Annotated in this window: 25 protein-coding genes; 4 read left to right on the top strand and 21 right to left on the bottom strand. The window is 65.1% G+C overall.

Going from position 1 to position 23,613, the window contains the following annotated elements:
* Window positions 1-94 precede the first annotated feature (94 nt).
* From ACEN9J_RS39285 to ACEN9J_RS39255, 7 genes are read right to left on the bottom strand one after another with little or no spacing between them, the layout of a single operon-like run.
* Window positions 95-1,645 carry a class I adenylate-forming enzyme family protein gene (locus tag ACEN9J_RS39285; RefSeq protein WP_413765148.1) on the bottom strand — a complete coding sequence of 517 codons (1,551 nt, stop codon included), beginning with the start codon at window positions 1,643-1,645 and terminating at the stop codon, window positions 95-97.
* A 7-nt stretch (window positions 1,646-1,652) separates the two neighbouring features.
* Window positions 1,653-2,081: a Zn-ribbon domain-containing OB-fold protein gene (locus ACEN9J_RS39280; protein ID WP_057589867.1), complete on the bottom strand. Its 429-nt coding sequence runs from the start codon at window positions 2,079-2,081 to the stop codon at window positions 1,653-1,655.
* 5 nt (window positions 2,082-2,086) lie between these two features.
* On the bottom strand, window positions 2,087-3,253 hold the full coding sequence (locus tag ACEN9J_RS39275; RefSeq protein ID WP_413765147.1) for a thiolase family protein: 1,167 nt from the start codon (window positions 3,251-3,253) through the stop codon (window positions 2,087-2,089).
* 3 nt (window positions 3,254-3,256) lie between these two features.
* Window positions 3,257-4,051, bottom strand: coding sequence for an enoyl-CoA hydratase/isomerase family protein (locus tag ACEN9J_RS39270; RefSeq protein WP_413765146.1), 795 nt, complete (start codon window positions 4,049-4,051; stop codon window positions 3,257-3,259).
* Window positions 4,052-4,071: 20 nt separating this feature from the next.
* Entirely contained in the window at window positions 4,072-4,878 is an 807-nt protein-coding gene (locus tag ACEN9J_RS39265) for an ABC transporter ATP-binding protein (RefSeq protein WP_413765145.1), read from the bottom strand.
* Window position 4,879: 1 nt separating this feature from the next.
* Window positions 4,880-5,755: an ABC transporter permease gene (locus ACEN9J_RS39260; protein WP_413765144.1), complete on the bottom strand. Its 876-nt coding sequence runs from the start codon at window positions 5,753-5,755 to the stop codon at window positions 4,880-4,882.
* Entirely contained in the window at window positions 5,752-6,753 is a 1,002-nt protein-coding gene (locus tag ACEN9J_RS39255; protein WP_413765143.1) for an ABC transporter substrate-binding protein, read from the bottom strand. Before ACEN9J_RS39255 ends, ACEN9J_RS39260 begins: the two co-directional genes overlap by 4 nt.
* 219 nt (window positions 6,754-6,972) lie before the next feature.
* Between ACEN9J_RS39255 and ACEN9J_RS39250 the strand changes: the two genes are divergently transcribed.
* On the top strand, window positions 6,973-7,887 hold the full coding sequence (locus ACEN9J_RS39250) for a LysR family transcriptional regulator (protein WP_057589735.1): 915 nt from the start codon (window positions 6,973-6,975) through the stop codon (window positions 7,885-7,887).
* A 27-nt stretch (window positions 7,888-7,914) separates the two neighbouring features.
* Here ACEN9J_RS39250 and ACEN9J_RS39245 read toward each other — a convergent pair whose 3' ends face one another.
* Complete coding sequence (locus tag ACEN9J_RS39245) at window positions 7,915-8,502, bottom strand: TetR/AcrR family transcriptional regulator (RefSeq protein WP_057589865.1); 588 nt, start codon at window positions 8,500-8,502, stop codon at window positions 7,915-7,917.
* A gap of 200 nt (window positions 8,503-8,702) precedes the next feature.
* Here ACEN9J_RS39245 and ACEN9J_RS39240 point away from each other — a divergent pair, with 200 nt between their 5' ends.
* Window positions 8,703-9,824, top strand: a complete 1,122-nt coding sequence (locus tag ACEN9J_RS39240; protein WP_413765142.1) for a branched-chain amino acid ABC transporter substrate-binding protein — start codon at window positions 8,703-8,705, stop codon at window positions 9,822-9,824.
* A gap of 27 nt (window positions 9,825-9,851) precedes the next feature.
* On the opposite strand, the gene ACEN9J_RS39235 is transcribed toward ACEN9J_RS39240, so the two are convergent.
* The gene (locus ACEN9J_RS39235) at window positions 9,852-10,346 is read right to left on the bottom strand and encodes a GNAT family N-acetyltransferase (RefSeq protein WP_413765141.1); all 495 of its coding nucleotides are present in this window, start codon (window positions 10,344-10,346) and stop codon (window positions 9,852-9,854) included.
* Window positions 10,343-10,618 carry a DUF1778 domain-containing protein gene (locus tag ACEN9J_RS39230; RefSeq protein WP_057589732.1) on the bottom strand — a complete coding sequence of 92 codons (276 nt, stop codon included), beginning with the start codon at window positions 10,616-10,618 and terminating at the stop codon, window positions 10,343-10,345. Before ACEN9J_RS39230 ends, ACEN9J_RS39235 begins: the two co-directional genes overlap by 4 nt.
* Window positions 10,619-10,822: 204 nt before the next feature.
* Between ACEN9J_RS39230 and ACEN9J_RS39225 the strand changes: the two genes are divergently transcribed.
* Both ACEN9J_RS39225 and ACEN9J_RS39220 read left to right on the top strand, forming a co-directional pair.
* Window positions 10,823-11,107, top strand: a complete 285-nt coding sequence (locus ACEN9J_RS39225; RefSeq protein ID WP_413765717.1) for a RidA family protein — start codon at window positions 10,823-10,825, stop codon at window positions 11,105-11,107.
* 109 nt (window positions 11,108-11,216) lie between these two features.
* The gene (locus ACEN9J_RS39220) at window positions 11,217-11,636 is read left to right on the top strand and encodes a hypothetical protein (protein ID WP_413765140.1); all 420 of its coding nucleotides are present in this window, start codon (window positions 11,217-11,219) and stop codon (window positions 11,634-11,636) included.
* A gap of 42 nt (window positions 11,637-11,678) precedes the next feature.
* Here the strand turns inward: ACEN9J_RS39220 and ACEN9J_RS39215 are convergent, their stop codons facing one another.
* The 11 genes from ACEN9J_RS39215 to ACEN9J_RS39165 form a co-directional block, all read right to left on the bottom strand.
* Window positions 11,679-13,190, bottom strand: a complete 1,512-nt coding sequence (locus ACEN9J_RS39215; RefSeq protein WP_057589729.1) for a tripartite tricarboxylate transporter permease — start codon at window positions 13,188-13,190, stop codon at window positions 11,679-11,681.
* Between the two features lie 40 nt (window positions 13,191-13,230).
* On the bottom strand, window positions 13,231-13,719 hold the full coding sequence (locus tag ACEN9J_RS39210) for a tripartite tricarboxylate transporter TctB family protein (protein WP_057589728.1): 489 nt from the start codon (window positions 13,717-13,719) through the stop codon (window positions 13,231-13,233).
* Window positions 13,720-13,859: 140 nt separating this feature from the next.
* A complete protein-coding gene (locus ACEN9J_RS39205) occupies window positions 13,860-15,227 on the bottom strand; it encodes an ATP-binding protein (RefSeq protein ID WP_413765139.1) in 1,368 nt (455 codons plus the stop codon).
* Window positions 15,224-15,931: a response regulator transcription factor gene (locus ACEN9J_RS39200; RefSeq protein WP_057589864.1), complete on the bottom strand. Its 708-nt coding sequence runs from the start codon at window positions 15,929-15,931 to the stop codon at window positions 15,224-15,226. The genes ACEN9J_RS39205 and ACEN9J_RS39200 overlap by 4 nt, the downstream gene beginning before the upstream one ends.
* A gap of 44 nt (window positions 15,932-15,975) precedes the next feature.
* The gene (locus ACEN9J_RS39195) at window positions 15,976-17,175 is read right to left on the bottom strand and encodes a PQQ-dependent sugar dehydrogenase (RefSeq protein WP_413765138.1); all 1,200 of its coding nucleotides are present in this window, start codon (window positions 17,173-17,175) and stop codon (window positions 15,976-15,978) included.
* Window positions 17,176-17,221: 46 nt separating this feature from the next.
* Complete coding sequence (locus tag ACEN9J_RS39190; RefSeq protein WP_413765716.1) at window positions 17,222-17,776, bottom strand: LysR substrate-binding domain-containing protein; 555 nt, start codon at window positions 17,774-17,776, stop codon at window positions 17,222-17,224.
* Between the two features lie 392 nt (window positions 17,777-18,168).
* Window positions 18,169-19,308, bottom strand: a complete 1,140-nt coding sequence (locus ACEN9J_RS39185; RefSeq protein ID WP_413765137.1) for an IS3 family transposase — start codon at window positions 19,306-19,308, stop codon at window positions 18,169-18,171.
* Between the two features lie 224 nt (window positions 19,309-19,532).
* Window positions 19,533-20,453, bottom strand: coding sequence for an SMP-30/gluconolactonase/LRE family protein (locus ACEN9J_RS39180; protein ID WP_413765136.1), 921 nt, complete (start codon window positions 20,451-20,453; stop codon window positions 19,533-19,535).
* An 18-nt stretch (window positions 20,454-20,471) separates the two neighbouring features.
* The gene (locus ACEN9J_RS39175; protein WP_413765135.1) at window positions 20,472-21,455 is read right to left on the bottom strand and encodes a Bug family tripartite tricarboxylate transporter substrate binding protein; all 984 of its coding nucleotides are present in this window, start codon (window positions 21,453-21,455) and stop codon (window positions 20,472-20,474) included.
* Between the two features lie 27 nt (window positions 21,456-21,482).
* The gene (locus tag ACEN9J_RS39170; protein WP_413765134.1) at window positions 21,483-22,451 is read right to left on the bottom strand and encodes a tripartite tricarboxylate transporter substrate binding protein; all 969 of its coding nucleotides are present in this window, start codon (window positions 22,449-22,451) and stop codon (window positions 21,483-21,485) included.
* Window positions 22,452-22,543: 92 nt separating this feature from the next.
* Window positions 22,544-23,605 carry a cyclase family protein gene (locus tag ACEN9J_RS39165; protein WP_413765133.1) on the bottom strand — a complete coding sequence of 354 codons (1,062 nt, stop codon included), beginning with the start codon at window positions 23,603-23,605 and terminating at the stop codon, window positions 22,544-22,546.
* Window positions 23,606-23,613: the final 8 nt, after the last annotated feature.

Below are 23,613 nucleotides of genomic sequence, written 5' to 3'. Positions count from 1 at the left end.
ACGGGGGCCCCGGGGGGCCACCGCTCTCCTCCTTGGACGACGGTCATGAATCGGTGTGAAGGGACCTGCGCCGGCCGAACGGTCGGCGCGGGCCTCAGGCGAGCTGCTCGCTGCCCGCCAGGCGCGCGAGCGCCATCTCGCGCAGATCGGCTTTCAGTACCTTGCCGACACCGTTGCGCGGCAGCGCATCGACGAAGAACACGTGCCGTGGCTTCTTGTAGCTGGCGATCCTCGAACGCGCATGCTCGACCAGATCGTCGGCATCGAGCCGCGCGCCCGGGTGCAGCTCGACGAAGGCGGCCACGGCCTCCCCGAAGATCTCGTCGGGTACGCCCACCACCGCGGCATCGGCCACGCCTTCGTGCTCCACGAGCACCTGCTCCACTTCCTTGGTGTAGATGTTGAAGCCGCCGCTGAGCACCATGTCCTTCTTGCGATCGACGATGTAGAGATAGCCGTCGGCATCGAAGCGCCCCATGTCGCCGGTGTGGACCCACCCGTCGACGATGGTCGAGGCCGTGGCATCGGGGCGACCGAAGTATCCCTTCATCGTCGTGAAACGACCCGCCTCGCCGGAGCGCACCAGGATCTCGCCGACATCGTCGACCGACACCTGCCGACCGGCGTCATCCACGAGCTTGACCTGCACGCCGGGAGTGACGCGCCCCACGGAAGAAGGATGCGTGAACTGCTCATCGTGGTTGAGCACGGTGACGGACCCCACCTCGGTCATCGCGAAGAAGGAATGCAGTCGGGCCTGGGGCAGGAAGCCGATCATGCGACGCTTGAGTTCGACTGGAAAGGCCTCCCCGGTGACGATGATGTGGCGCAGGCTTGCGCAACGCGCGGCCTGCTGTTCGAGCACCGGCATCAACATGCGGGCAACGGTCGGAACCATGCCGGCGGCCGTGACCTGCTCGCGCTCGATCGTGTCGACGGCCGCTTGCGCATCGAAACGCTCCATCACCACCAGCTTGGCTCCCAGGCACATGGAGTTCATGAGTCGAGCGAGGCCGGTTCGGTGTGCCAGCGGCGTGGTGACGAGGAACACCTCGTCCGCGGTCACGCCCCATTCCACCGCATTGATGAAAGCGTTTCCGATCACGAAGTTGGCGTGCGTCAGGATCGCGCCCTTGGGCTTGCCGGTGGTACCCGAGGTGTAAAGGATCATGGCATCGTCCGGCGCCAATGCGATCTCGGAAACGCGCTCGTCGGAGGGCGACAGCAATGCGTCGAAGGATTCGGCGCCCGGCACCTCGCCCCCCACCGAAAAGCGCCGAATCGCACCGAAATCGGCATCGACCTCTCGCATGGCGCTCGCCATGGTCGAGTGAAACACCAGCAGCCGCGCCTGGCTGTCCTGCACGAAGTAAACCAGCTCCCGGGGCGTGTTGCGGTTGTTCACCGGAATGACCACCGCGCCGATGGTGAAGGCAGCGTACAGCAGCTGCACGAACTCCACGCAGTTGGGCAGATAAACCACGATGCGGTCGCCTTGCATGACGCCGGCACGGCGCAGTCCCGTGGCCAGTGACCGCGCGCTGGACTGGAGCTCGCCATAGCTCAGCGCTTTGCCGCCGATGACGACAGCCGGCTTGGTGGGCGTGCGCAGCGCATGCGCCGCCATGAAATGTTCGAGACGCATGACGGTTCTAGGCCAACTCGAAGGCCGGATACGGATGCTCCGGTGCCAGATGATCCACTGCGAGCTTCACGCGCTTGCCGACAGTCAGATCGGCCGGCGCGCAGTTCAGCACGTTCGCGATGATGCGCACGCCTTCATCGAGCTCCACCGTCGCCACGCACAGCGGGATGCGGCCCTCGACACCAGGGCCGGGAATGCGCACGACGGTGCAGGCGTAAATCGTGCCGGTGCCCGACACCTCGCGCCACTCCAGGGTGCGCCTGCCGGTGAAGCCGCTGACAGGCTTTGGATAGTGCTGGAAGCGCTTGGCAACGGTGCAGTACTGCAGCACCAGCTTGCCTTTGGCGATGCCGTCCCAGAAGGGCTTGCTGTCGACGTAGACGCCCTGGCGCGGGATCGGCCGGGTCGGCGCGGATGCGGGGGTGGTTTCGATCATTTTCTTCAAGCCTCCAGAACCATGGCCGAGCTGGTACCCCAGTTGCGGCCGTAGGGGATGACACCGATGCCGGTGACCAGGGCATTGCACGGGTTCTCGACCTGGCGGCTGCCGCCTTCGCCGAACATCTGGCGCACGGCTTCCGCGAGGTTGAGTCCGCCACTGGCCAGGCCCGGCTGGCCCGCAGAGATCTGGCCCCCACCGGTGTTCAACGGCAAGTCGCCATTGAACGAAAGGTCGGTACGCAAGGTATAGGCCGACCCTTCGCCGCGCTCGCAGAAGCCGAAGGCCTCGAACTGCATCATCACGGCGATGGTGAAGTCGTCGTAGGGCTGGAACATGCGAACGTCCTTCGGTGCGAGTTGCGCCTTGCGCAGCACTTCGGGGCCGATCTTGGTGAAGCCCGACAAGGTGATGTCGGCCACCGGATCGGCACCGTTGAAGTTGGTCACTTCACCGTAGGCGACCGGATAGACCATCTTCTTCAGGCCCAGGCGCCTGGCGTTTTCCTCCGTCGTCACGATGAAGGCGTTGGCACCATCGCAGAACATCACGCTGTCGAGCACTCGCAGCGGATCCGAGATCACGCGCGACTTCATGTACTCCTCCATGGTGAGTTCCTTCTGGAACTTCTTGTACCCGTTCGGGTTGTGCAGTGCATGCGCGCGTTGCGTCACGGCAATCTTGCCCAGCGCTTCGGGCTCCAGGCCGTACTGGTGGATGTAGCGACTCATGAGCAGGCCGAAGGTCGCCGGCGGTCCTTGAACCCCCGGAGGGTCCTGGAACTCGCCGCGATAGGCACCATAGTTGGAGCGCCAATCGGAACTGGGTGCGTCCGCGGACATCACGACCGCCAGCTTGCACATGCCGTCCCGGATCGCCGACATGGCGCGGGCGATCCCGCCCGTGGCCGAGCAGCCACCCATTCCGCCGTAGTTCAGCCACGTCGGTGTGATGCCCAGCGCTTCGGTCATATAGACCGCGAAGAAGGGATTCTGCGCCTCAGACAGCGCGGTGGTCACCGACAGGCCGTCGATCTCGCTCTTGTCCAGGCCGGTACGCTCGAGCAGCTGGTCAAGCGCTTCCCCGGCCAGGTCGTAGGCGCTGCGACCGGTCTTGAAATCGATCGGGGTCTCGGCATAGCCCGCGATCACGATGTCTCTTTGCTTCATCTATTACTCTCCTCGGAAGCCAGGCGCGCGCTTTTCGCGGAAGGCCGTGAGCCCCTCCTGGCGGTCTTTCGTGAAATACAACATGAAGGACACGTCGCCCTCCGCGGCCATGCCTTCGGCCAACGGAAGATCCATGCCGCGGTCGATCACTGCCTTGGTGAACATGACCGAAAGCGGCGCGTTGCCCGAGATCGTGCGCGCCAGGTCGCGCGCCTTCTCCAGCGCCTTTCCCGCGTCGGTCACGTGGTTGACCAGGCGGTACTCACGCGCCTCGGCGGCGCTGATCCGCCGCCCCGTCCACATCAGCTCTTTGGCGAGCGCCGGTCCGATGAGCCGCGGCAGCGTCTGCGTTCCGCCCCCTCCGGGCATCAGGCCGAGGCGGATCTCGGGCAGGCCGAACTTGGCGTTCGCACCCGCAACGATCATGTCGCCCACCAGTGCAAGCTCGAGGCCGCCGCCCAGGGCGAAACCCTCGATCGCGCTCACGACCGGCTTGCTGAAACCCGGCAAGTCACGAAACAGCTGGTTGACCTTGCGTGAGCGCTTGCGCTTGCGATAGAAGTCGAAATACTCGTTGTCACCGATGCTGAACTCGCTGGTGTCGATACCGGTGCAGAAGGCCTTCTCGCTTCCTTGCAGGATCACAGCCGCGATGTCTCGTCGCGACTCCGCTTCGCCGAGCGCGTCGAGGATTTCTTCGGCGGTGGTCTCGCGCAGCGAATTGAGTTTCTCGGGCCGGTAGATGGTGACTTCGAGCCAGCCCTCCACCTGTTCAACGATGATGTCTTGATAGCTCATCTGAAGATCGCTTTCCTTTTCTAGTGCTGGGTCTTTGTTGTGTTGGTGGAAATTCCGTCGTCCTCGCCCGCCGACGCGTCTCCGCCGATGGCGCGCTCGATCTGGCGATGCATGCGGGCCATGCAGGCGGCATCGATGCGCTGCTCGGCGTCGATCGAGAGTTCGAGGCACACGCGCGCCGGTGCGGCCAGCACGAGGACGCGGTCCGCGATCTCCAGCGCATCCTCGATGCGATGGGTCACGAACACGCAGGTCTTGCGCTGTTCGCGCACGATTTCGGCGAAGTCGCGGCGCAGGGTCTGGGAGGTGACGTGGTCGAGTTGGCTGAACGACTCATCGAGCAGAACCAGCGCTGGATCGACCGCCAGTGCGCGGGCCAGGGAGACTCGCTGGCGCATGCCGCCTGACAGCTCCGAGGGGTACTTGTGACCCGCGTCTCCCAGCTTCACCCGTGCGAGCCACTCTCGTGCACGCTCGCGCGCTTCGGCCTTGGAGCGGTTGAGCAGCAGCAAGCCGAGCTCCACGTTCTCCTGCGCGGTGCGCCAGGGCAGCAGACGATCTGTCTGGAAGCTCACCGAGAGCTTGCCGCGCAGGGCGACGAAATCCCGCGAAGGATCGGCTCCCGCCACGAGCACCGTTCCCTCGTCGGCTGAAGCCGTGCCCATGAGCAGGGACATCACGGTGCTCTTGCCCGCACCAGTCTGGCCAAGAAGAGCGACCGTCTCGCCTTCGCGCACCTCCATCGACAGATGGTCGATCGCGGTGTGGCTGCCGAAACGCTTGCTGACGTCTCGCAACTCGATGATGAATGGGAGGGAAGCGTTCATCTCAGCGCACCTTCGCTTCCTTGCGCCAGCCCAGGAAGCGGCTTTCGGCGACTGCAGCCAGCCATTGAATGACGAGGTTGAGCACCACCAGCAGGAAGGTCCATGCCATCACCTGGTCGATGCGAAAAGTCGACTGCGCGAAACTCATGCGCGATCCGATGCCGAAGGCCGAAGCCACCAGTTCCGCGAAGATCACCATGCGGATGGCATAGCCGATGACCGATTTCGTCGTGAGGAAGATGTAGGGAACGATGTGAGGCGCCACCAGGTAGCCCAGCATCTGCCAGCGCGAGGGACGGAAGCTCTCCAGCATGTCCACCCATTCGGTCGACAGCGCGCGCACCCCCTCGTAGACGTTCAAGGCGTAGAACGGCAGCAGGATCACTGTCAGGATGAAGAAGATCCGTGCCTCCGCATCCTTGAACCAGAACACCGCCAGCAACATCCAGCTCAGGGCTGGAATCCCCGTGTCGACCACCACGAGCGCCTTGAGGTAGGGCCCGACCTTCTTGGACGTTCCCATCACCAGTCCGATGGCAACCCCGGCGACGGCGGAGAAGAGGATCGCGACGCACAGGCGCCCCAACGTGATCGCCACATGAAGCAGATCGGTGGTCAGCAAGTCGCCGAGCGCGCGCGCGATGACCACCGGCGAAGGCATCACGTAGTCCGGTACGTAGCCGCTCGCGACCTGCATCACGATGCAGATCAGCACGATGACCACGAAGAGCGCCTTGAGGTCGCTGCGGTCGCGCGCCTTGGCCGGGCGGGCCAGTGCAACCGACGCCGGAGAGGCACGCCCCGACGCCGCGGGGGAAGAAGGTGCCGGGGTGCCGCGCGATGGCGTCCCGGGGGCGGCGAGTCCTGCCTGTTTCATAGCGCGAAGAACCCGTTGTCGACGGTCTTGGCCAGCGCGCCGTTGCGCACCAGGAACTCGCTGGCCGCAATGATGGTTCGCCGCCCTTCGTCGGTCTGCATCGAGGTGTGCTTGAACTCCAGGCGCTTCGAGGCGATCGCGGTCTTCAGCACGTCGGAGGGGATGCCCGAGTTGGCGCCCGCGATCGTCACCGCTTCGTCGGTCTTGCTCGTGATGCCGTCGATGCACTGCGCAAATGCCTTGTTCAGCCGGGCGATGAGCGTGGCGTCGCGCGCGATCGCCTCCTTGCGAACGGCCACGCCAAAATACGGCAGATCGAGGCCGACCTTGCGGCGGTATTCCTCTCCGGCGTTGTAGAGAACGCGCATGTCCGGCACGCGCTTCAGTCCTACCGAGACATTGGGTTCCCAGGTCAATCCCGCGTCGGCCCGATTGGCCATGACGAGCGTCACCGATGCCGCCGGGTTGTCGACGTTCTGCACCACGGCGTAGCTCTCGAGATCGATCCCGGCCAGCTCCTTCACCACGGCGCGCATCATTCGATAGGTGCCGGTGGACTGCGGCGCTGCAAGGGTTTTCCCTTTGAGGTCCTGCACCGCCGACGGCCCCTTGCCCTGAGTGACGATGTTGATCATGTTGCCCGTGGTGACCGAGCACACGTACTGCAGGGGCACACCCGAGAGGTGGCGCGACGCGAAGGTGTCCCAGCTCCCGATGCAGACGTCGTAGTTGCCGGCCACGAAGTCGTTGTAGTAGGTAGTGACGGACGTATAGGCGGTGGGCTTGCCCAGCGGCAGATCGTTTGCCTTGTCGATTCCCTTGGCCACCATGTAGTCGGTGAGCAAGGTGGTGAAGCCCGGGGCCAGATTGGCCCATTTGAGGCCCGCCTGGGCGTGCGTCATGGCCGGCGCCAGTGTTCCGAGACCGAGGGCTGCGGACGGTGCCAGGGCCGAGGCGGCCCGAAGCAGCGCCCGGCGCGACAGGGCGTGAGCATGCATTGGTTTGTCTCCGTGCTTTGCGGTTTGAAGGTTTGGCGTCGCCTCTGGCGTCGACGCTCCCGTGCTTGTGCGGTCAATCCTAGGGAGCACCCCGCGTTCCGAATAGCTGCAGACATGGACCGGGCGTTCCACTCGTGGAACGTTCGTATTCCATCCGGCGCCGGTTGTGGTCTACGCTCGAGCAGCCTCGCCGACGCACGCAGGAGATACCGACCACCCATGGCCGAAAAACTCGATCTGAACTCGCTTCGACTCTTCCACGACGTCGTCAACGCCCAAAGCATCACGCGCGCCGCCACCGAACTCGGCATTCCCAAATCCACCATCAGCCGCAAGCTCACGCAGCTCGAGCAACAGGTGGGCACGATCTTGCTGAAGAAGGGTCAGCGTCGCCTCACCACGACGGAGATAGGAGCCCGCTTCTACGAGCACTGCAAGCGGGTGGTCGACGAAGTGGAACAAGCAGGCATAGAGACGCTGCAATTGCAGACCTCGATGCGAGGTACCCTGCGCGTGAGCATTCCCATCGACTTTGGGGTCTCGTGGATCGGAAAGGCCATCGCGGAATTCGTACAGGCCTATCCGGACCTGGAACTGGAGGTCGATGTGAACAGCCGACCGGTGAACCCCCGGGAAGACCCTTATGACCTCACCATTCAGCTCGGCCCCCTGAAAGACACGGACCTCACCTACCGTCGCATCGCCACCATCACCCGCGGGGTCTACGCCAGCCCCGAATACCTGCGCCGACGCGGCGTGCCGCTCGCGGTGGACGACCTGCACCGGCACGACTGCATCATCACGACGCAGCAGCGCGCCGACGGCATCTGGACGCTACGCAACGAAGCCCAGCATCGCTATGCCAACGTCGAAGGGAAAGTGGTGGTGAACAACATTTCGATCGCGCGCGAAATGGCCATCGGACATGTAGGCATGGCCATGCTGCCGAACGTGATGTGTGCCAACGACCTGCGCAACGGGAGGCTGGAGCGAGTGCTCAAGCACTGGGAAAGTCCATCCGTGCACGCCACCGCATTGGTACTCAGCCGCAAAGGAATGCCGAGCAAGATCCGGGCATTCCTCGATTTCCTGTCGGAACGCCTGAGTTCGGACCAACGCTCCACCGGCCAATAGCCCAAGCGCCGCCCGGCGGGGAAATCCCTACACGATGCCGTGCAGGCACATGTCGCTCGCCTGGTCGGCCAGCGTCTCGAGGCTCAGGCGCCCGGTGGGCTGGTACCAGGTGTAGGTCCAGTTCAGCATGCCGTACATCAGCATCGCGTGCGTGGTCGCGGCCTGGCGGTCCTTGAACTTCTGCGCGTTGATCTCGCGCAGCAGCGCGCACAGGAAGCCCACCAGCTTCTGCTCGTTGGCATTCACCTGCGCGCGCACCTCCTCGGGCAGGTGGTAGACGTCCTCGATCAGCACGGTGTGGCGGTCGCGCTGCTCGTAGTAGTACTTGAGGTGCGCGAGGAAGTAGTTGCGCAGCCGCGCGCGCGGATCGATCGGCGCCGACACCAGGTCCGAGGCGATCGCCACCAGCGCGCTCACGTGCTCGGCGAGCATCTCCGCGAGCATCGCTTCCTTCGACGGGAAGTAGTGATACATGCGCGACTTCGACGCGTTGCAGGCCGCGCCGATGTCGATGATGTTGGTGTTGCGAAAGCCGTTCTTGGCGAAGAGGGACGCGGCCACGTCGAGGATCGTGGCCCGGATGTCGTCGAAGTTCTCGGATTTGGTTCTGGCCATGTCGGCATCGCCCGCAAAAGAAAAATGGTTCGTTCGAAACACCCGCGCCTCGCGCATGTTTCGTCCGCCCGCCCTGTACGCACCCGGGCGAAACAGCGAAATTTATTCCGTCCGGACGGCCTACTCTAACCGAGGCCTCGCGACCTCGCGGCGGGGCCTCTTTCCGATCTTTCCGATCCACCCGCCCCACGGAGCCGCGCATGAATCCCTCGCTACGCCACGCCCTCGCCGCCCTCGTCGTCGCCATCGCCAGCACCGCGCAGGCGCAGGATGCGCCCGTGCGCATCGGCATCGCCGCGCCGCTGACCGGCGCCATCGCCCATCTCGGCAAGGACATGGAGAACGGGGCGCGGCTCGCCATCGAGGACCTCAACGCGCAGGGCCTCGCGATCGGTGGTCGCCGGCTGCGCTTCGAGGCGGTGATCGAGGACGACCGGGCCGATCCCGCCAGCGCCACCACCGTGGCGCAAAAGCTGGCCGATATGCAGGTCAACGGCGTCGTCGGTCACCTCAACTCGGGCACCACCATTCCCGCGGCGCGCGTCTACAACGACGCCGGCATCCCGCAGGTCGCGCCAGCCGCGACCAACCCGCAGTACACGCGCGCCGGCTACAAATACGCCGCGCGGCTCATGGCCACCGACGTGCAGCAGGCCGACGGCATCGCCGGCTACGTCGCGCGCACGCTGAAGGCGAAGACCGCCGCCGTGATCGACGACCGCACCGCCTACGGCCAGGGCCTGGCCGACCAGGTGGTGGCCGATCTCGGCAAGGCGCAGGTGAAGGTGCTCAAACGCGAGTTCGGCACCGACCGCGCGACCGACTTCTCGGCCATCCTCACCACCCTGCGCGGCCTCGAGCCCGACGTGATCGTCTACGCGGGCGCCGACGCGCAGGCCGCGCTGGTCAACCGGCAGATGAAGCAGCTCGGCCTGAGCGCGACCTTCATCGCGGGCGACGGCGTGTGCACCGGCGAATGGAGCAAGCTCGCGGCCGGCGCCAACGAGGGCGCCTACTGCTCGCAGGCCGGCGCGCCGCGCGAGGCCATGGCCGCCTTCGCGGCCTTCAACCAGCGCTACAAGGCGCGCTTCGGCACCGACGTGATCGTGTTTGCGCCCTATGCCTACGACGCGGTGATGGTGCTGGTGGAAGCGATGAAGAAGGCCGGCTCCACCGATCCTGCGGTGTACGGACCGAAGCTCGCGGGCGTGACGCTCACCGGGCTGATCGGTCCGATCGCCTTCGATGCGCGCGGGGACAACCTGCGCGGGACGGTGACGATCTATCAGGTGCGTGGGGGAAAGCTGGTGGTGGCGCCGTAGCGCGAACCACCGGCTTCACAGAAAGACTCAGGCCTTGACACTGCTCAAACGCAGCATCAAGGTCATCGGATGCAGTGGCGACTCGATGAACCCGTGGTGCGCATAGAACTCTTTTGCGCGCTCGTGCAGCGCGTGGACGAGCAAGGCGCGCACGCCGGTGTTCTGCGAAACCGCGATGGCTCGCAGCACCGCGTCCTGCAACAGGGCTGCGCCGAGCTGGATGCCCTGGGCACGCAGGTCGACCGCCAACCTGGCCAGGACCAGCACGGGAATCGGGTCCGACATGTTTCGACGGACACCGCTCGTGGCGTCCTGATGCGACACGGCACCGGCAGCCATCGCGTAGTAGCCATGGACCTGCCTGGCCGTATCGCACACCACGAAAGTGCGGCTGGCACCCGTGGCCTGATTGGCCAGCGCCCGCTTGCGAAGCCAGTCGTCGAGGCTGGCCTCCCCGCAAGCGAACTCGCTCAGGAGGTGGGCAAATTCCAGCGGCTCCGGCGCACCCAGCGTCAGGCTCATGCCCTGGAAGCCTTCTTCCACGGAACCTTCACGGCCATGAGCCGTTCGAGGCCTGGATTGGGCGCCAAGGGCGCATCCAGCATCGCGTTGAATGCCTGGAAGCGCGTGGCATCCAGATTGAAGAACACCTGATCGAGGATCACCGCCTGCGCACGATCGCAAGCGGCTTCGAGCATGAAGTCGGACCGGTTCTTCCCCAGCAGTTCGGCCGCGTGGTCGATCAGGTCACGCTGCTCGGGCAAGGCCCTGAGATTGATGGCTGCGTCGCGCACGGCAGGCCTCCTTGTCTACACAATTGATATACAAATCATAGCCGTGCGTGTAGCTATTGTCAACACAGAGAGATCGGCCCCCTGCGAGCCCTTGGGCGGTCTCCTACTTCGTGAACCCCTCGCGCTTGCGGATCTCGTCAAGGTAGTTGTAGATCGAGAAGCGCGACATGTCGAGCGCCACCGCACCACCCTGCCCTTCTCCAGATCGGCAACCTCCCCGGTAGCCTCAAGCTGCCGCCGGGCGGCATCGGCCCCGAGTCGAAGCAGGTGATGGAGAACATCAAGACCACGCTCGAGGCGCATGGCCACACCATGGCCAACGTGGTGAAGTGCACCGCCATGCTGGCCGACATGAGCGAGTGGGGAGCCTTCAACGAGGTCTACAAGACCTACTTCGCCGAAGGTCGGTATCCGGCGCGCAGTGCCTTCGGTGCGACCGCGCTGGCTTTCAATGCGCGGATCGAGGTGGAGTGCATCGCGGCGAAGTAGCTCGTTTGCCTTCAACGCCAAGGCAGCGATCCCACTGTTGGGGTATCCGGATATTTGTAGAAGTGCGCATCATCAAGAAAATGCGCACTTCCATTCCGGGGACCCTGCCATGCGAATTGTGACCGCCTCCAATTTCGAGAGCCTACTCGGCGAGTTTCTTGAGGCTGTCGAAAAGGACGAAGGTGTCAGCGTGTTGATCGAAGGGGATCGCCGCCCTGCGGTGATGCTCCTGAGCGCTCCAGTGGCCGAGAAGGCCATTTTGGGGGCCTATGCCCACGGCGTGCTGCCGCGCGCTGTCGCGATGCAGCTGCTTGGTCTGGACTGGTATGGCGATCTTCTGCAGCGAATGAATCTTTATGCCATAGAGCATCGGTCGGTCTCCGCCGAGGACGCGCGTTTCATGAAGCAAGCGGCGGATGATGCACTACGACTCCCGGTCGAAACGCATGGCCTTGCCGCTCCTCACTTGGCCACCAAGCTTACGAAGAAGGGAAATCCTCGGATGAAAGGCTCGGGCAGCGGGCGATAAGCACCCGCTATTGCCCAGCAGCCGCCGAGGATAGCGCCCCGTTCAATCCTCGACGAACGCCTCTTCCCGCTTCGCCTTCACCGAAGGCAGCAGAACCACCACCAGCAGCAGCAGCGCCGCCGCGAGCAGACCGGCCGACAGCGGCCGCGTGACGAACACGCTCCAGTCGCCGCGCGACAGCAGCAGCGCGCGCCGCAGGTTCTCTTCCATCATCGGCCCGAGGATGAAGCCCAGCAGCAGCGGCGCGGGCTCGCACTTGAGCTTGAGGAACAGGTAGCCCACGATACCGAAGATCGCAACCATCCAGACGTCGAAGGTGTTGTTGTTCTCCGAGTACACGCCCACCGCGCAGAACAGCACGATCGAGGGGAACAGCCACTTGTAGGGAATGGTCAGCAGCTTGATCCAGATGCCGATCATCGGCAGGTTCAGCACGATCAGCATCAGGTTGCCGATCCACATTGAGGCGATCAGGCCCCAGAACAGCTCGGGGTTGCTCGTCATGACCTGCGGACCGGGCTGGATGTTGTGGATCGTCATCGCACCGACCATCAGCGCCATCACGGCATTGGGCGGAATGCCCAGCGTCAGGAGCGGAATGAAGGAGGTCTGCGCACCGGCGTTGTTGGCCGACTCGGGGCCCGCCACGCCGCGGATGTTGCCCTTGCCGAACGGCACTTCGCCGTTCTGGAGCTTGATCTTCTTCTCGATGGTGTAGGCCGCGAAGGCCGACAGCAACGCGCCGCCGCCTGGCAGGATGCCCAGGGCCGAACCGAGCGCGGTGCCGCGCAGCACCGCGGGCGTCATGCGGCGGAAGTCTTCCTTGGTGGGCCACAGGCCCTTGACCTTGGCGGTGAAGACCTCGCGCTCATGCTCGGGCACCGCGAGGTTGGCGATGATCTCGCCATAGCCGAACACGCCCATCGCGATGGCGATGAAGCCGATGCCGTCGGTCAGTTCGGGGATGTCGAAGCTGTAGCGCGCCACGCCCGAGTTCACGTCGGTGCCCACCAGCCCCAGCGCGAGGCCGAGCAGGATCATGGTGATGGCCTTGAGCAGCGAGCCCGAGGCCAGCACCACGGCGCCGATCAGGCCCAGGATCATCAGCGAGAAGTATTCGGCCGGGCCGAACTTGAAGGCCAGCTCGGTCAACGGCGGCGCGAAGGCGGCCAGGATCAGCGTGCCCACGCAACCGGCGAAGAACGAGCCCAGGCCGGCTGCGGCGAGCGCGGGCCCGGCCCTGCCCTTGCGCGCCATCTGGTAGCCGTCGATCACCGTCACCACCGAGGAAGATTCCCCTGGCAGGTTCACGAGAATCGCGGTGGTGGAGCCGCCGTACTGCGCGCCGTAGTAGATGCCGGCCAACATGATGAGCGCCGACACCGGCGGCAGCGCATAGGTCGCGGGCAGCAGCATCGCGATGGTCGCGACCGGGCCGATGCCGGGCAGCACGCCGATCAGGGTGCCCAGCAGGCAACCGACGAAGGCGTAGACCAGGTTCTGCGCCGTGAAGGCGACGCCGAAGCCGATCGAGAGGTTGGTGATCAGGTCCATGGTTCTCTTGTCTTGTCTTTTCGTTCTTCTTGTAGCGAGATCAGCCGGCGATGAAGGTCGGCCAGACCTGGAACTGCAGCTTGAGCGCGACCACGAAGGCCAGGTAGCTGCCGAGCGCGAGCACGGTGGCCAGCACCGTCACGCCCTTCCAGCCGAAGTTGTCGCCCGCGAGGCTGGCGATGAAGGTCAGTGCATAGATCGCGACGATCAGCCCCATCGACGGCAGGCCGATGCTCGGCAGTCCGCCGAGCAGCACGCCGAAGACGAGATTGGCGCCGATGATGAACACCAGCGGCTTCCACGCGATGCGCCCCACGGGCTCGCCGTCGTCGGTCTCCACCGACAGCGCCTTGAGCGTGATCAGCACGCCCATCAGCGCGATGAGGATGCCCACGATCAGGGGGAAGTAGCCCGGGCCCATGCGGGCGCCGGTACCGACGTTGTAGGTCGTGGCGCCCCATGCGAAGGCCACGCCGAAGGCGCTGAAGAGCACGCCCGAGCAGAAGTCTCTCTGACTCTTGATTCTCACCGTTGATGTCTCCTGGGAAATGGCTGGGACCGCGGCGCGGCCCGTGCGGCTGGCACGAGGAAGTGCGAGCCGCCGATCCTAGGAATTCGCGGCCTTGCCGTGCGTGAACACAACATTGCCGTTCGGCAATGTGGCGACTCTCAGTCCTCGCCGGGCAGGTCGATGCGCGCGCGCAGCCCGGGTGCTGCGTCCTCGAACGCGAGCTGCCCGCCATGCAGCGCGATCACCGCGCGCACGCTGGCCAGGCCCAGGCCATGGCCCGGCGTGGCACGATCGAGGCGATGGAAACGCACGCCGATGCGCTCGCGCTCGCCGGCGGGAATGCCGGGGCCGTCGTCCTGCACGAACAGCTGCGCGCGGCCGTTCACGGTCTGCGTGCCGATGCGCACCACCGCGCCGGCGCCCGCGTACTTGAGCGCGTTGTCGACCAGGTTGGCGACCGCGCCCGCCAGCAGGTCGCGGTCGCCGAGCGCCGTGGCCGCCTCGCACGGTTCGCGCCGCAGCGCGATGCCCTGCACCTCGGCCACGGCCTCGTAGAGCTCGGCCACGTCGTCGGCGATCACGTCGAGCGCCACCGGCGCGAACTGCTGGCGCCGCGCGCCGGCCTCCACCTCGGCGATCTGCAGCAGCTTCTCGAACACCACCGCGAGCTCCTCGAGCTCGCGGATCGCCGTGCCGACCGCGCCGCGCTGCGCGTCGTCGGCCGGCAGGCCCGCCTCCACCGCGCGCAGCCGCACCAGCACGCGCGTGAGCGGTGTGCGCAGGTTGTGGGCGATGGTGTTGGAGACATGGCGCACGCCGTCCATCAGCGACTCGATGCGGTCGAGCATGGCGTTGATGTCGTGCTCTAGCAGCGCGAACTCGTCCTCCTCGCCCGATGGCGACACACGCTCCTGCAGCTCGCCCGCGGCGATGCGCGCGGCCGTGCGCCGCACCGCGCCCACGCTGCGCTCGAGTTCCTGCCGGAACACGAAGGTGCCGCCGATCAGCAGCAGCACCGCGACGATGCCGGCCGCCGCGCTCGCGCTCGCCACCAGCGATTCGATCGACTCCTGGTCGCGCAGGTCGTGCCCCACCACCAGCATGCTGCCGTCGGGCAGCGGCCGCATCACGAGGTAGGCGATGACGCCCTGGCCGTTGCGCAGCACGCGCCGGTGCACGCCGTCGCCCGCGTCGGGCGCGCTCGAGGGCATCTGGTCGAGGTTGCCCGCGAGCTTGCGGCCCTCGCGGTCCATCAGCAGGTAGACCTCGTTGTCGGAATGGCGGTCGTCGGCCAGCAGGTGCCCGATCTCGCCCGCCACGCCCTCGGCGCCGCGCGCCTCGTGGCGCACCACCAGCTGCTGCACACTGGCCGCCACCTGGCGCACCATGCGCTGCTGCAGCACGCCCACGGTCTGCATGTAGACGATCGCGAGCGAAGCCAGCATGGTGATCGCCACCAGCAGCCCGTAGTAGAAGGCCAGCCGGAATCCGACCGAGCGCCAGAGCTGGCGCAGCGCAGGAATCATCGACGCGCCGGCTCGGTTTCGGGCTCGGGCGGTGCCAGCCGGTAGCCCGCGCCGCGCACCGTCTGGATCAGGGTCGGCGCGCCGCCCGCGTCGAGCTTGCCGCGCAAGCGGCTCACCTGCACGTCGATGACGTTGGTCTGCGGATCGAACTGGTAGTCCCACACGGCCTCGAGCAGCATGGTGCGCGTGACCACCTGGCCCGGATGCATCATCAGGTAGGCCAGCAGCCGGAACTCGCGCGGCTGCAGCGCGATGGGACGGCCCGCGCGCTTCACCTGCCGGCTCGCGAGGTCGATCGAGAGGTCCGCCACCTCGAGCGTGCGGATCTCGGGCCCGGTGCGCGAGCGCCGCACCAGCGCCTCGGCGCGCGCGGCCAGCTCCGAGAATGCGAAGGGCTTGGCCAGGTAGTCGTCGCCGCCGGCCTTGAGGCCGCGCACGCGCTCGTCGAGCGCGCTCAGCGCGCTGAGCACCAGCACCGGCGTCTTCTTGCCGAGCGCGCGCAGGGTGGCGAGGATCGACAGGCCGTCGACCTCGTTCGGCAGCATGCGGTCGAGGATCACAAGGTCCCAGGCTTCGCTGGTGGCGCGCGCCAGCGCATCGGTGCCGTCGCGGCTGATCACGGCCACGTGGCCGAGTGCGCGGAAGCCCTCGGCGATGTAGCGGGCGTTGTCGGCGTCGTCCTCGACGATGAGGCAACGCCACAGGGGAGTGGGAGGGATCACGCCTGCGATTGTGCCGCCCGCCGGCGCTACAGGCTCGCGTCAGCGCGCGCGACGCGCACCACGCGGCCCTGCAACCCATCCACCAGCAGGTACAGCCCGCCATCGGGCCCCTGGCGGATGTCGCGGATGCGCTCGCCGAGCTCGGCGAACAGCGGCTCGCGCCGCACCACGCGCGGCGCGGCGTCCTCGCCCGCGAGCTCGATGCGCCACACGGCTTTGCCGGCCAGCGCGCCCACGAGCACGCTGCCCTTCCACTCGGGAAACTGGTCGCCGGTGTAGAGGATCAGGTTGCTCGGCGCGATCGCCGGCAGGCCCCAGTGCACGAGCGGCGACGCGAGGCCGGCCCTGGCAGTGCCTTCGCCGATCGGCGCGCAGGTGTTGTACTCGCAGCCGAAGGTCACGAGGGGCCAGCCGTAGTTGCGGCCCTTGCGCACCACGTTGATCTCGTCGCCGCCCTGCGGTCCGTGCTCCGCCACCCAGAGCTGGCCGGTGCGCGGATGCACGAAGGCACCCTGCGGATTGCGATGGCCGAGGCTCCAGATCTCGGGCCGCGCGCCCGCGCGCTGCGCGAAGGGGTTGTCGGCCGGAATGCCGCCATCGGTGCGGATGCGCACCGTCTTGCCCTGGTAGTAGCCCAGCGACTGCGCGCGCATGCGGTCCTCGGGCGCGTAGCGGTCGCCGAGCGTGAGGAACAGGTGGCCGTCGCCCGAAACCGCGAGCCGCCCGCCGAGGTTCTCGCCGATCGCGATCTTCGGCGTCTGGCGGAACAGCACCTTGAGCTGCTCGACGCGCGCGCCGTCGTCGCTGAGCCGCGCCCGCGCGACCGCGATGCCGTTGCGCCCGGCGCGGCTGCGGCGGCGATCGACCTCGGTGTAGCTCAGGTAGATGAGCCGGTTGGCCTCGAAGCCCGGATCGATGGTGACGTCGAGCAGCCCGCCATGGCTGCGCCGGTCGACGGCCGGCAGGCCGCGCACCGGTGTCGAGACCTTGTCGCCCTGCGCGTCGACGATGCGCAGGCGGCCCGCGCGCTCGGTCACCAGCAGGCGGCCATCGGGCATGAACTCCATGCCCCAGGGCAACTCGAGCCCGGCCGCGTAGGTGCTGGTCTGGAAGGCGGTGGGCGCGGGCCCGCGCGCCGCATCAGCGGCGTGCCCGAGCAGGAGGCCCGCGCTTAGCAGCCCGGCCCGCAAGCAGGTCGACAGGGAGGGACGGGGTGCGGTGTTCATGTCGAGCGGAACGGCGACCCCGTGACAGGGCAGCCATCGCTTCGGATCATAAAAACGATCGGGCGCGCACGAACGCCACGAACATTACCGTTTGTCCATGTTCGGCCGCTCGGTGCTCGGCCGCGATCAATTTGTTGCACATCTCCACCAGCCGCGCGGCCGCGGGCGAAAGCGAATGGCCGCGGATCGTCACGATGGCGATGGTGCGGCTGAGCGCCGGGCCGATGATGCGCACCACCTTGAACGGCGTGCGCCGCGGCAGCGCCACGCGCGGCAGCAGCGCGATGCCCAGGCCCGCCTCGGCCATCGCGACCAGCGTCGTGACCTGCATGAACTCGTAGTTGCTCTGGTGCGAAAGGCCGTTGGCCTTGAGCGCGTTGTCGACGTGGTCACGAAAGGCGGTCGAGCTCGACAGCTTGAGCAGCGGCAGCTTCGACAGCTCCCGCAGCGAGATGCTCGCGCGGCCGTCGTCCTGGTAGCCGCGCGGCAGCATCGCGTAGTAGTCGTCAACGAAGATCGGCGCGAACTCGAGTTCGCCCTTCTTCTCGGGCACCGGCCCGATCGCAAAGTCGACCTCGCGCCGGCGCACCGCCTCCAGCAGGTCCTGATTGGCGAGTTCTCGGCGAGGCGGTGTGGGGCCTGGGTGGCTCGGCGGCGAGCTATGCGGCGATGCGGATCGAGGAGATCGATGCGGCGTTCGATGATGTGCGCTGAGGGCGTGGGCGCTGCGGCTTCCTAGACGGTCCAGGGCGGATCTTTTTCAGGCCTTGTCGTGTCGCATGATGGCCAATTTGCCGCGAGTTGGTCAAAGTCGTTGATCCGAGCTGATCAAAGTTCGTGCACTTGCACGCGCGGTCGAGAAGTGCCGGCTATCGGCCGCTGCCGGCATTCGCAAAGGAAAAGACGATGACAGGCCCCGACATCCTGGAAGTCGTGCACCTGCAGGACGGCGCGGTATTCATCGACGACAACCTGATTGACCCTGTACCCGCATCAGTACCGCCCTGAAGTAGAAACTTCCGGCTCCTCTGACATCGCCGTTTCTGCCAGCAGGCAGCAACGGCGGGCGAAATCGGCAGGCGTCGCCCACCCCAGCGCAGAGTGGGGGCGACTCTCGTTGTAGTCCTGGCGCCAAGCCCCGATCTTGGCCTGCGCGTCGGCCAATGACAAGAACCAGTGCGCGTTCAGGCACTCCTGGCGCAGTCGGCCATTGAAGCTCTCCACGGCGGCGTTGTCGGTGGGCTTGCCTGGCCGGCTGAAGTCGAGTTCCACACCGCGCTCATAGGCCCATTTGTCCATCACCTTGGAGATGAACTCGCTGCCGTTGTCAGTCTTGATCGTGCGCGGCAGGCCGCGCTGCGCAGTGATGCCATTGAGCGTGCGCACGACGTCTTCTCCCTTGAGGCCCCGCCCGACCTCGATGGCCAGGCACTCGCGCGTGAACAGATCCACCACCGTCAACATGCGCAGCTTGCGCCCGTCGAACAGCGCGTCGGCCACGAAATCCATGCTCCAGATCTCGTTGATGGCGTGGGCCAATTGCTTGGGCTGGCGCAGCTTGGCGGCCTTGTTGCGCCGCGGGCGCTTCAGCCGCAGCGACAGCCCTTCTTCCCTGTACAAGCGATAGATCCGCTTGACGTTGTCGGTATGGCCTTCGCGGCGCAGCAGAACGTGCACCCGGCGGTCGCCGTAGTGCACTCGCGTGTCGGTGATCTCCTTGATGCGCATCTTCAGCGCCGACTCGTCCTTCTTGACAGGCTTGTACAGGTAGGCCGAGGCCGACATCTTCACCACGCGCAGGGCATTGCGCTGGATGCATCCAAAGCGCTGCATCAATTCGGGCACCAACGCCCGGCGCTGCGAAGGCCTCAGCTTTTTTGCGACCACCGCCTGCAGCATCGCCTTCTCCAGGCTCAGGTCGGCCACGATCTGCTTGAGCTTGCAGTTCTCTTCTTCGAGTTGGCGCAGCCGACGCAGCTCCGATGGCCCCACGCCTGCGTACTTCTTGCGCCACACATAGAAGGTCGCATCGCTGATGCCCATCCTGCGGCACACCTCCTCGACGCTGGTGCCCAGTTCCGCCTGCTTGAGCGCAAAGGCAATCTGATCCTCAGTGAACTTGCTCTTCTTCACGACATGCTCCTGGCCCGATTTGGGCCTTCATCATGCCGGTCGTTCTGTTACTGAACGGTACGGAAACCTGGGACAGGGTCACAGGTTCGCGCCCTGAGCGGAAGTTCAGCTTTTATTGAAAGCGGCCCTTGAGCAACTGCTCATCTCAACATCCGCGCGGGGGCATTCTCGACCTAATCAGCCCCTGCGCGTTCCCTCAACGGCAACCGCGAGGCTCGGCGCGCTCATGAACCACGTCTTACACGTATGCCCGGCGCCGTGAGAGCAGCGACCAATACGGTACCGTTAGTCGAGTCAGTCACGTACAGCGTCTTGTTGTCGGCTCCCCCGAAAGCCATATTCGTCGTTGAGGAACCATCTTGGCCTTTGAGCAGAGCGACTGGTTGCGCCTTCCCGTCAAGCATCCAAACTAGACCGAGTCCCGGATTGGCGACAAAGAGGTGGCCAGCCTCATCCGAGGCGAGCCCATCTGGACCTACGGGACCAAACGAGGTGAAGAACTGGCCAACCTTTCCGATACCACCATCCTTGAAGAGTGGAACGCGCCACACGCAATTGCCTCGAGTAGCCGCAAGGTAGAGGACTTGCTCGTCAGGAGCGAGAACGACCCCATTGGGGCTGGGAACATTAGAAAGAAGCTCCTCCAGTTGGCCTGTGGGCCGCAGGCGATATAGCCTGCCTGTGGGGTCTTGCAGGCCCGTCTGTCCCTGGTCTGTGAAATAGAGGTTGCCCTGCGAGTCAAACGTGAGGTCGTTCACACCCTTGAACCGCTCCGTGTTTCGACGAGTCAGAAATGGACGGACCTCACCCGTAGCAACGTCCAGCGACAGCAGCCCATTCATGTAGTCGGTGACCACCAAGCGCCGGTCATCGAGGAATTTCAAGCCGTTTGGCTCGCCGTCGTACTCGACAACAAGGTCCCAGTGGCCGCGAGGGTCAATCCGAAAGACCCGCCCCCAAGGAACGTCGGTTACATAAAGATTTCCCGCCTGGTCGAAAACCGGGCCCTCCAGAAACGAATGGGCAGGCCGACCGCCGCGATTGGCATCGGCCCAGTTGCTTCGCCGTCCATCTCGGCGATAGTGAGCCGGCATGCTGGAGAAGACTTCGAGTTCAATGACCTCCGGTTGCCGCAGGAAGAACATGCCTCTTTCCCTCCACCGTCACTGCTTTTCAATCTTGGAGGAATCGGCGACTTGCCCCCAAAGCCGCGAGTTCTCTCGCAGCAATTTGGTGAACTCATCACCGCTCAGAACGTTCGGAACCGAGCCGATGCTTTCAGCGAATTCCTGGACGTCCTTGCTCGCCATTGCTGTCACAATCTCCTTCTGAAGCTTGGCAACAACTGGCGCAGGTGTGCCCTTTGGGGTCCATAGGCCCGTGAAGTTAACGACGCTATAGCCTTTGAATCCGGCCTCAGCGAAAGTCGGCACGTCGGGCAGTGCCTTCAAGCGTTTGGCGCCGCTGATTGCCAGAAGGCGGACCTTACCTCCCTGGACCTGGCCGATGACACCTGCCGTCGACGCCAACTGGAAATCAATCTGATGTCCCAGCAGCGCCATCGTGGCTTCACCGTTGCCCTTGAAGGGGACGTGCGTTGCCTCGAAGCCCGCTGCAGCCTTCAGTGCCTCGGTTCCGAAGTGGGGCATGGTTCCAGCGCCACCGGTGCCGTAGTTCAGTTTGCCGGGGTTGGCCTTCGCGTACCTGACAAGGTCCGCCAGCGTCTTGAACTTCGAATCGCTGGCCACGACTACAGCCACCGGGGCGAAGTTGAATGCTGCGATTGGTATCAGGTCGTGGTCATAGTCCCACGGCAGTTTGTTGAATACGTACGGCAGGATGGAATAGGTCAAATCGTTCGCCACCAAGGTGTAGCCATTGGGTGCTGACCGCACGACTTGACCGATGCCGATGGTGCCGGTTCCCCCCGGCTTGTTGTCGACGAAGAAGCTTTGTCCGGTTTGCTCGGTGAGCTTCTGCGCGACGCGGCGTGTGACTTGGTCCACCGCGCCACCGGGGGGATAGGGCACGACGACCTTGACCGCCTTTGTCGGGTAGGTGTCGGCGGCTTGAGCCGAGACCTGAACAACGATGGCGGCAACAAGGGCAAGCCCCAGTTTCGACGCAAGCGACGGTGCTTTTGACATGTATCTCTCCACGCTGTTTGAACCAGGTCAGTCGACCTTGATGTTGCCGGCCTTGGTGACGCCAGCCCACTTGGCGGTCTCCGACTTCACGAATGCCGCAAAATCCTTGGAGCTTGAGCCCACGGCTTGAACCCCCATCTCGGCGAAGCGAGCTGCCACTGCCGGGTCAGCGACGACGGCGCGAGTCTCGGCCTCGAGGCGGTCGAGGATGGGACGAGGCGTGCCAGCGGGTGCAAACAAGCCGTTCCATTCGTTCACTTCGAAGCCCTTGACGCCGCTCTCCGCGACGGTTGGGACCTGCGGCCAGCTCTGTTGCCGCTTGGACGACGTGATGGCCAGCGGCTTGAGCTTGCCGCCTTTCACAAACGTTCCGCTCGCGGTGGTCGCGCTGAACATCAGGTCGACCTGGCCACCAATCAGGTCCGTGAGTGCCGGCGCACCACCCTTGTACGGAATGTGCGTCATGGAAATTTTCTCATTCTGGGCGAACAACTCCGCCGCCAGGTGCTGAGCACCGCCACTCCCGGCGGACGCATACGTGAGCTTTCCCGGAGTGGCCTTCGCTGCTTTGACGACGTCCGCAACCGTGACATACGGAGAGGTGGTTGGCACGACCATCAGCAGCGGGACCTGCATGATGAGCGAGACTGGTGCGAGGTCCTTCGCCGGGTCGTAGTTGAGCTTGGGGAAGAGGCTCGGATTCACCGTGTACGACGTCGCGTCCAGGAGCAGCGTGTAGCCATCGGCAGGTGCCTTTGCCACATACGAGGCGCCAATCGTTCCGCTTGCCCCCGGGCGGTTGTCGACGATGATTTGCTGCTTGAGTCGCTCGCCAAGGTACTGAGCCAAGATGCGTGCCGTGTTGTCTGCTGCGCCGCCCGCGGGATAGGGCACCACCAGCTTGATGGGTTTGTCTGGCCATTGCGCGTGCGCTGCGCTCGCCAGTCCCAGCGCAATCGCGGCGGCGGTCAGAACGGGCTTCATCCAGTGCTTCATTTTTTGTCTCCTGTAGAAAAGGGGGTCGGGCAAAGGCAGCGATTTCCCGCGCAGCCCAACGGTCCGGGATGCCGTGCGTGCGAGCGTGCGGGTTACACGGTCGCGATAGGGGTGGCAGGCGACCCCACGGCGCCAGGCAGGCGCAAGGGAGGTGCGGTCAGCAGGAAGCGGGAGCGTCCATGCTCTCGAAGCCATTTCGCCAGCGGCGTGAGATGCCACAACTCACCAAGGTGGATGCCGTTCTTGAACAGGCAGTGCTCGTGCAGGGGCAGGCGTGGACCTCGAATCGGCGTCGGCTGAGTCAGGCGAGGCATCACCAATTCAACCGCGGGGTTGTCCGCCAGAAGGCATGCAAGACGGACATCGACAATCCAGTTCAGCAGCTTGGCGTCGTTGCCGTCCAGCCCGCTGCCCGTCTCGTGCAGCCTCTCGAGGTCGGGTTGGCGATTCATCGCGAGCAGGGTGTCGGCGAAGCCGGTATGGATGCACACCATGTCGCCGGCTTCGATTTCGACGCGGTCCTCCTCGATGATTCGCATGAGCCGGTCGTAACCGACGGCTTCTCGGCGACGTCCGACGTGATGCTCCAGGTCGAGCAAGACGCCGCGCCCTTGGACGCCGTGTTCGGCCAAGTTCTCGATGCCCAACGCTCCTGCGCGAGGCGCCGGGAAGCGCATCCAATTTGCAAGTGCCTCCTTATCCTCCTCGGAGGAGTGAATCTCCACGCCAGCGCGGAAGCCGTTGTAGAAGACGGCTTCGGGTTCACCGTCGCCGTCTGCATCGAAGCGACTACCCATGTGTGCAAGGCTGTCCCATTGGGTCGAATACTGCGTATTCATGACCAGCACCTCGTCGCAGACCACGTCGGTCAGCGTCGGGTCCTCGTCGAGGTACGACCAGCAGAAGCCCTGCGCGCCGGCGCTCTTGCCATCGCGCAGGGTCGCGAAGGTCTGCGCCGGCATTCGCCGGGGATTCATGGTCATTCCGCCGGGCACGTCCAGAGGCAGAGACAGACAGAAGGTCTTACCGAGTTTCACTTCAGCCACGCCTTGAAGAACCTTCGAGCTGTCGACCAGGTTCATGCGACCTCGCTGGTCGTCGGCTCCGAATTCGCCCCAGGTGCTGCGGTCGGGAGCGTGCTTCCATCGCTGCATAGAACTCT

The sequence above is a fragment of the Variovorax sp. Varisp41 genome (assembly GCF_047325085.1).
GTDB lineage: Bacteria > Pseudomonadota > Gammaproteobacteria > Burkholderiales > Burkholderiaceae_C > Variovorax.
Note: the sequence above shows the minus strand (reverse complement) of the source record. Positions and strands in the feature narration are given on the sequence as shown.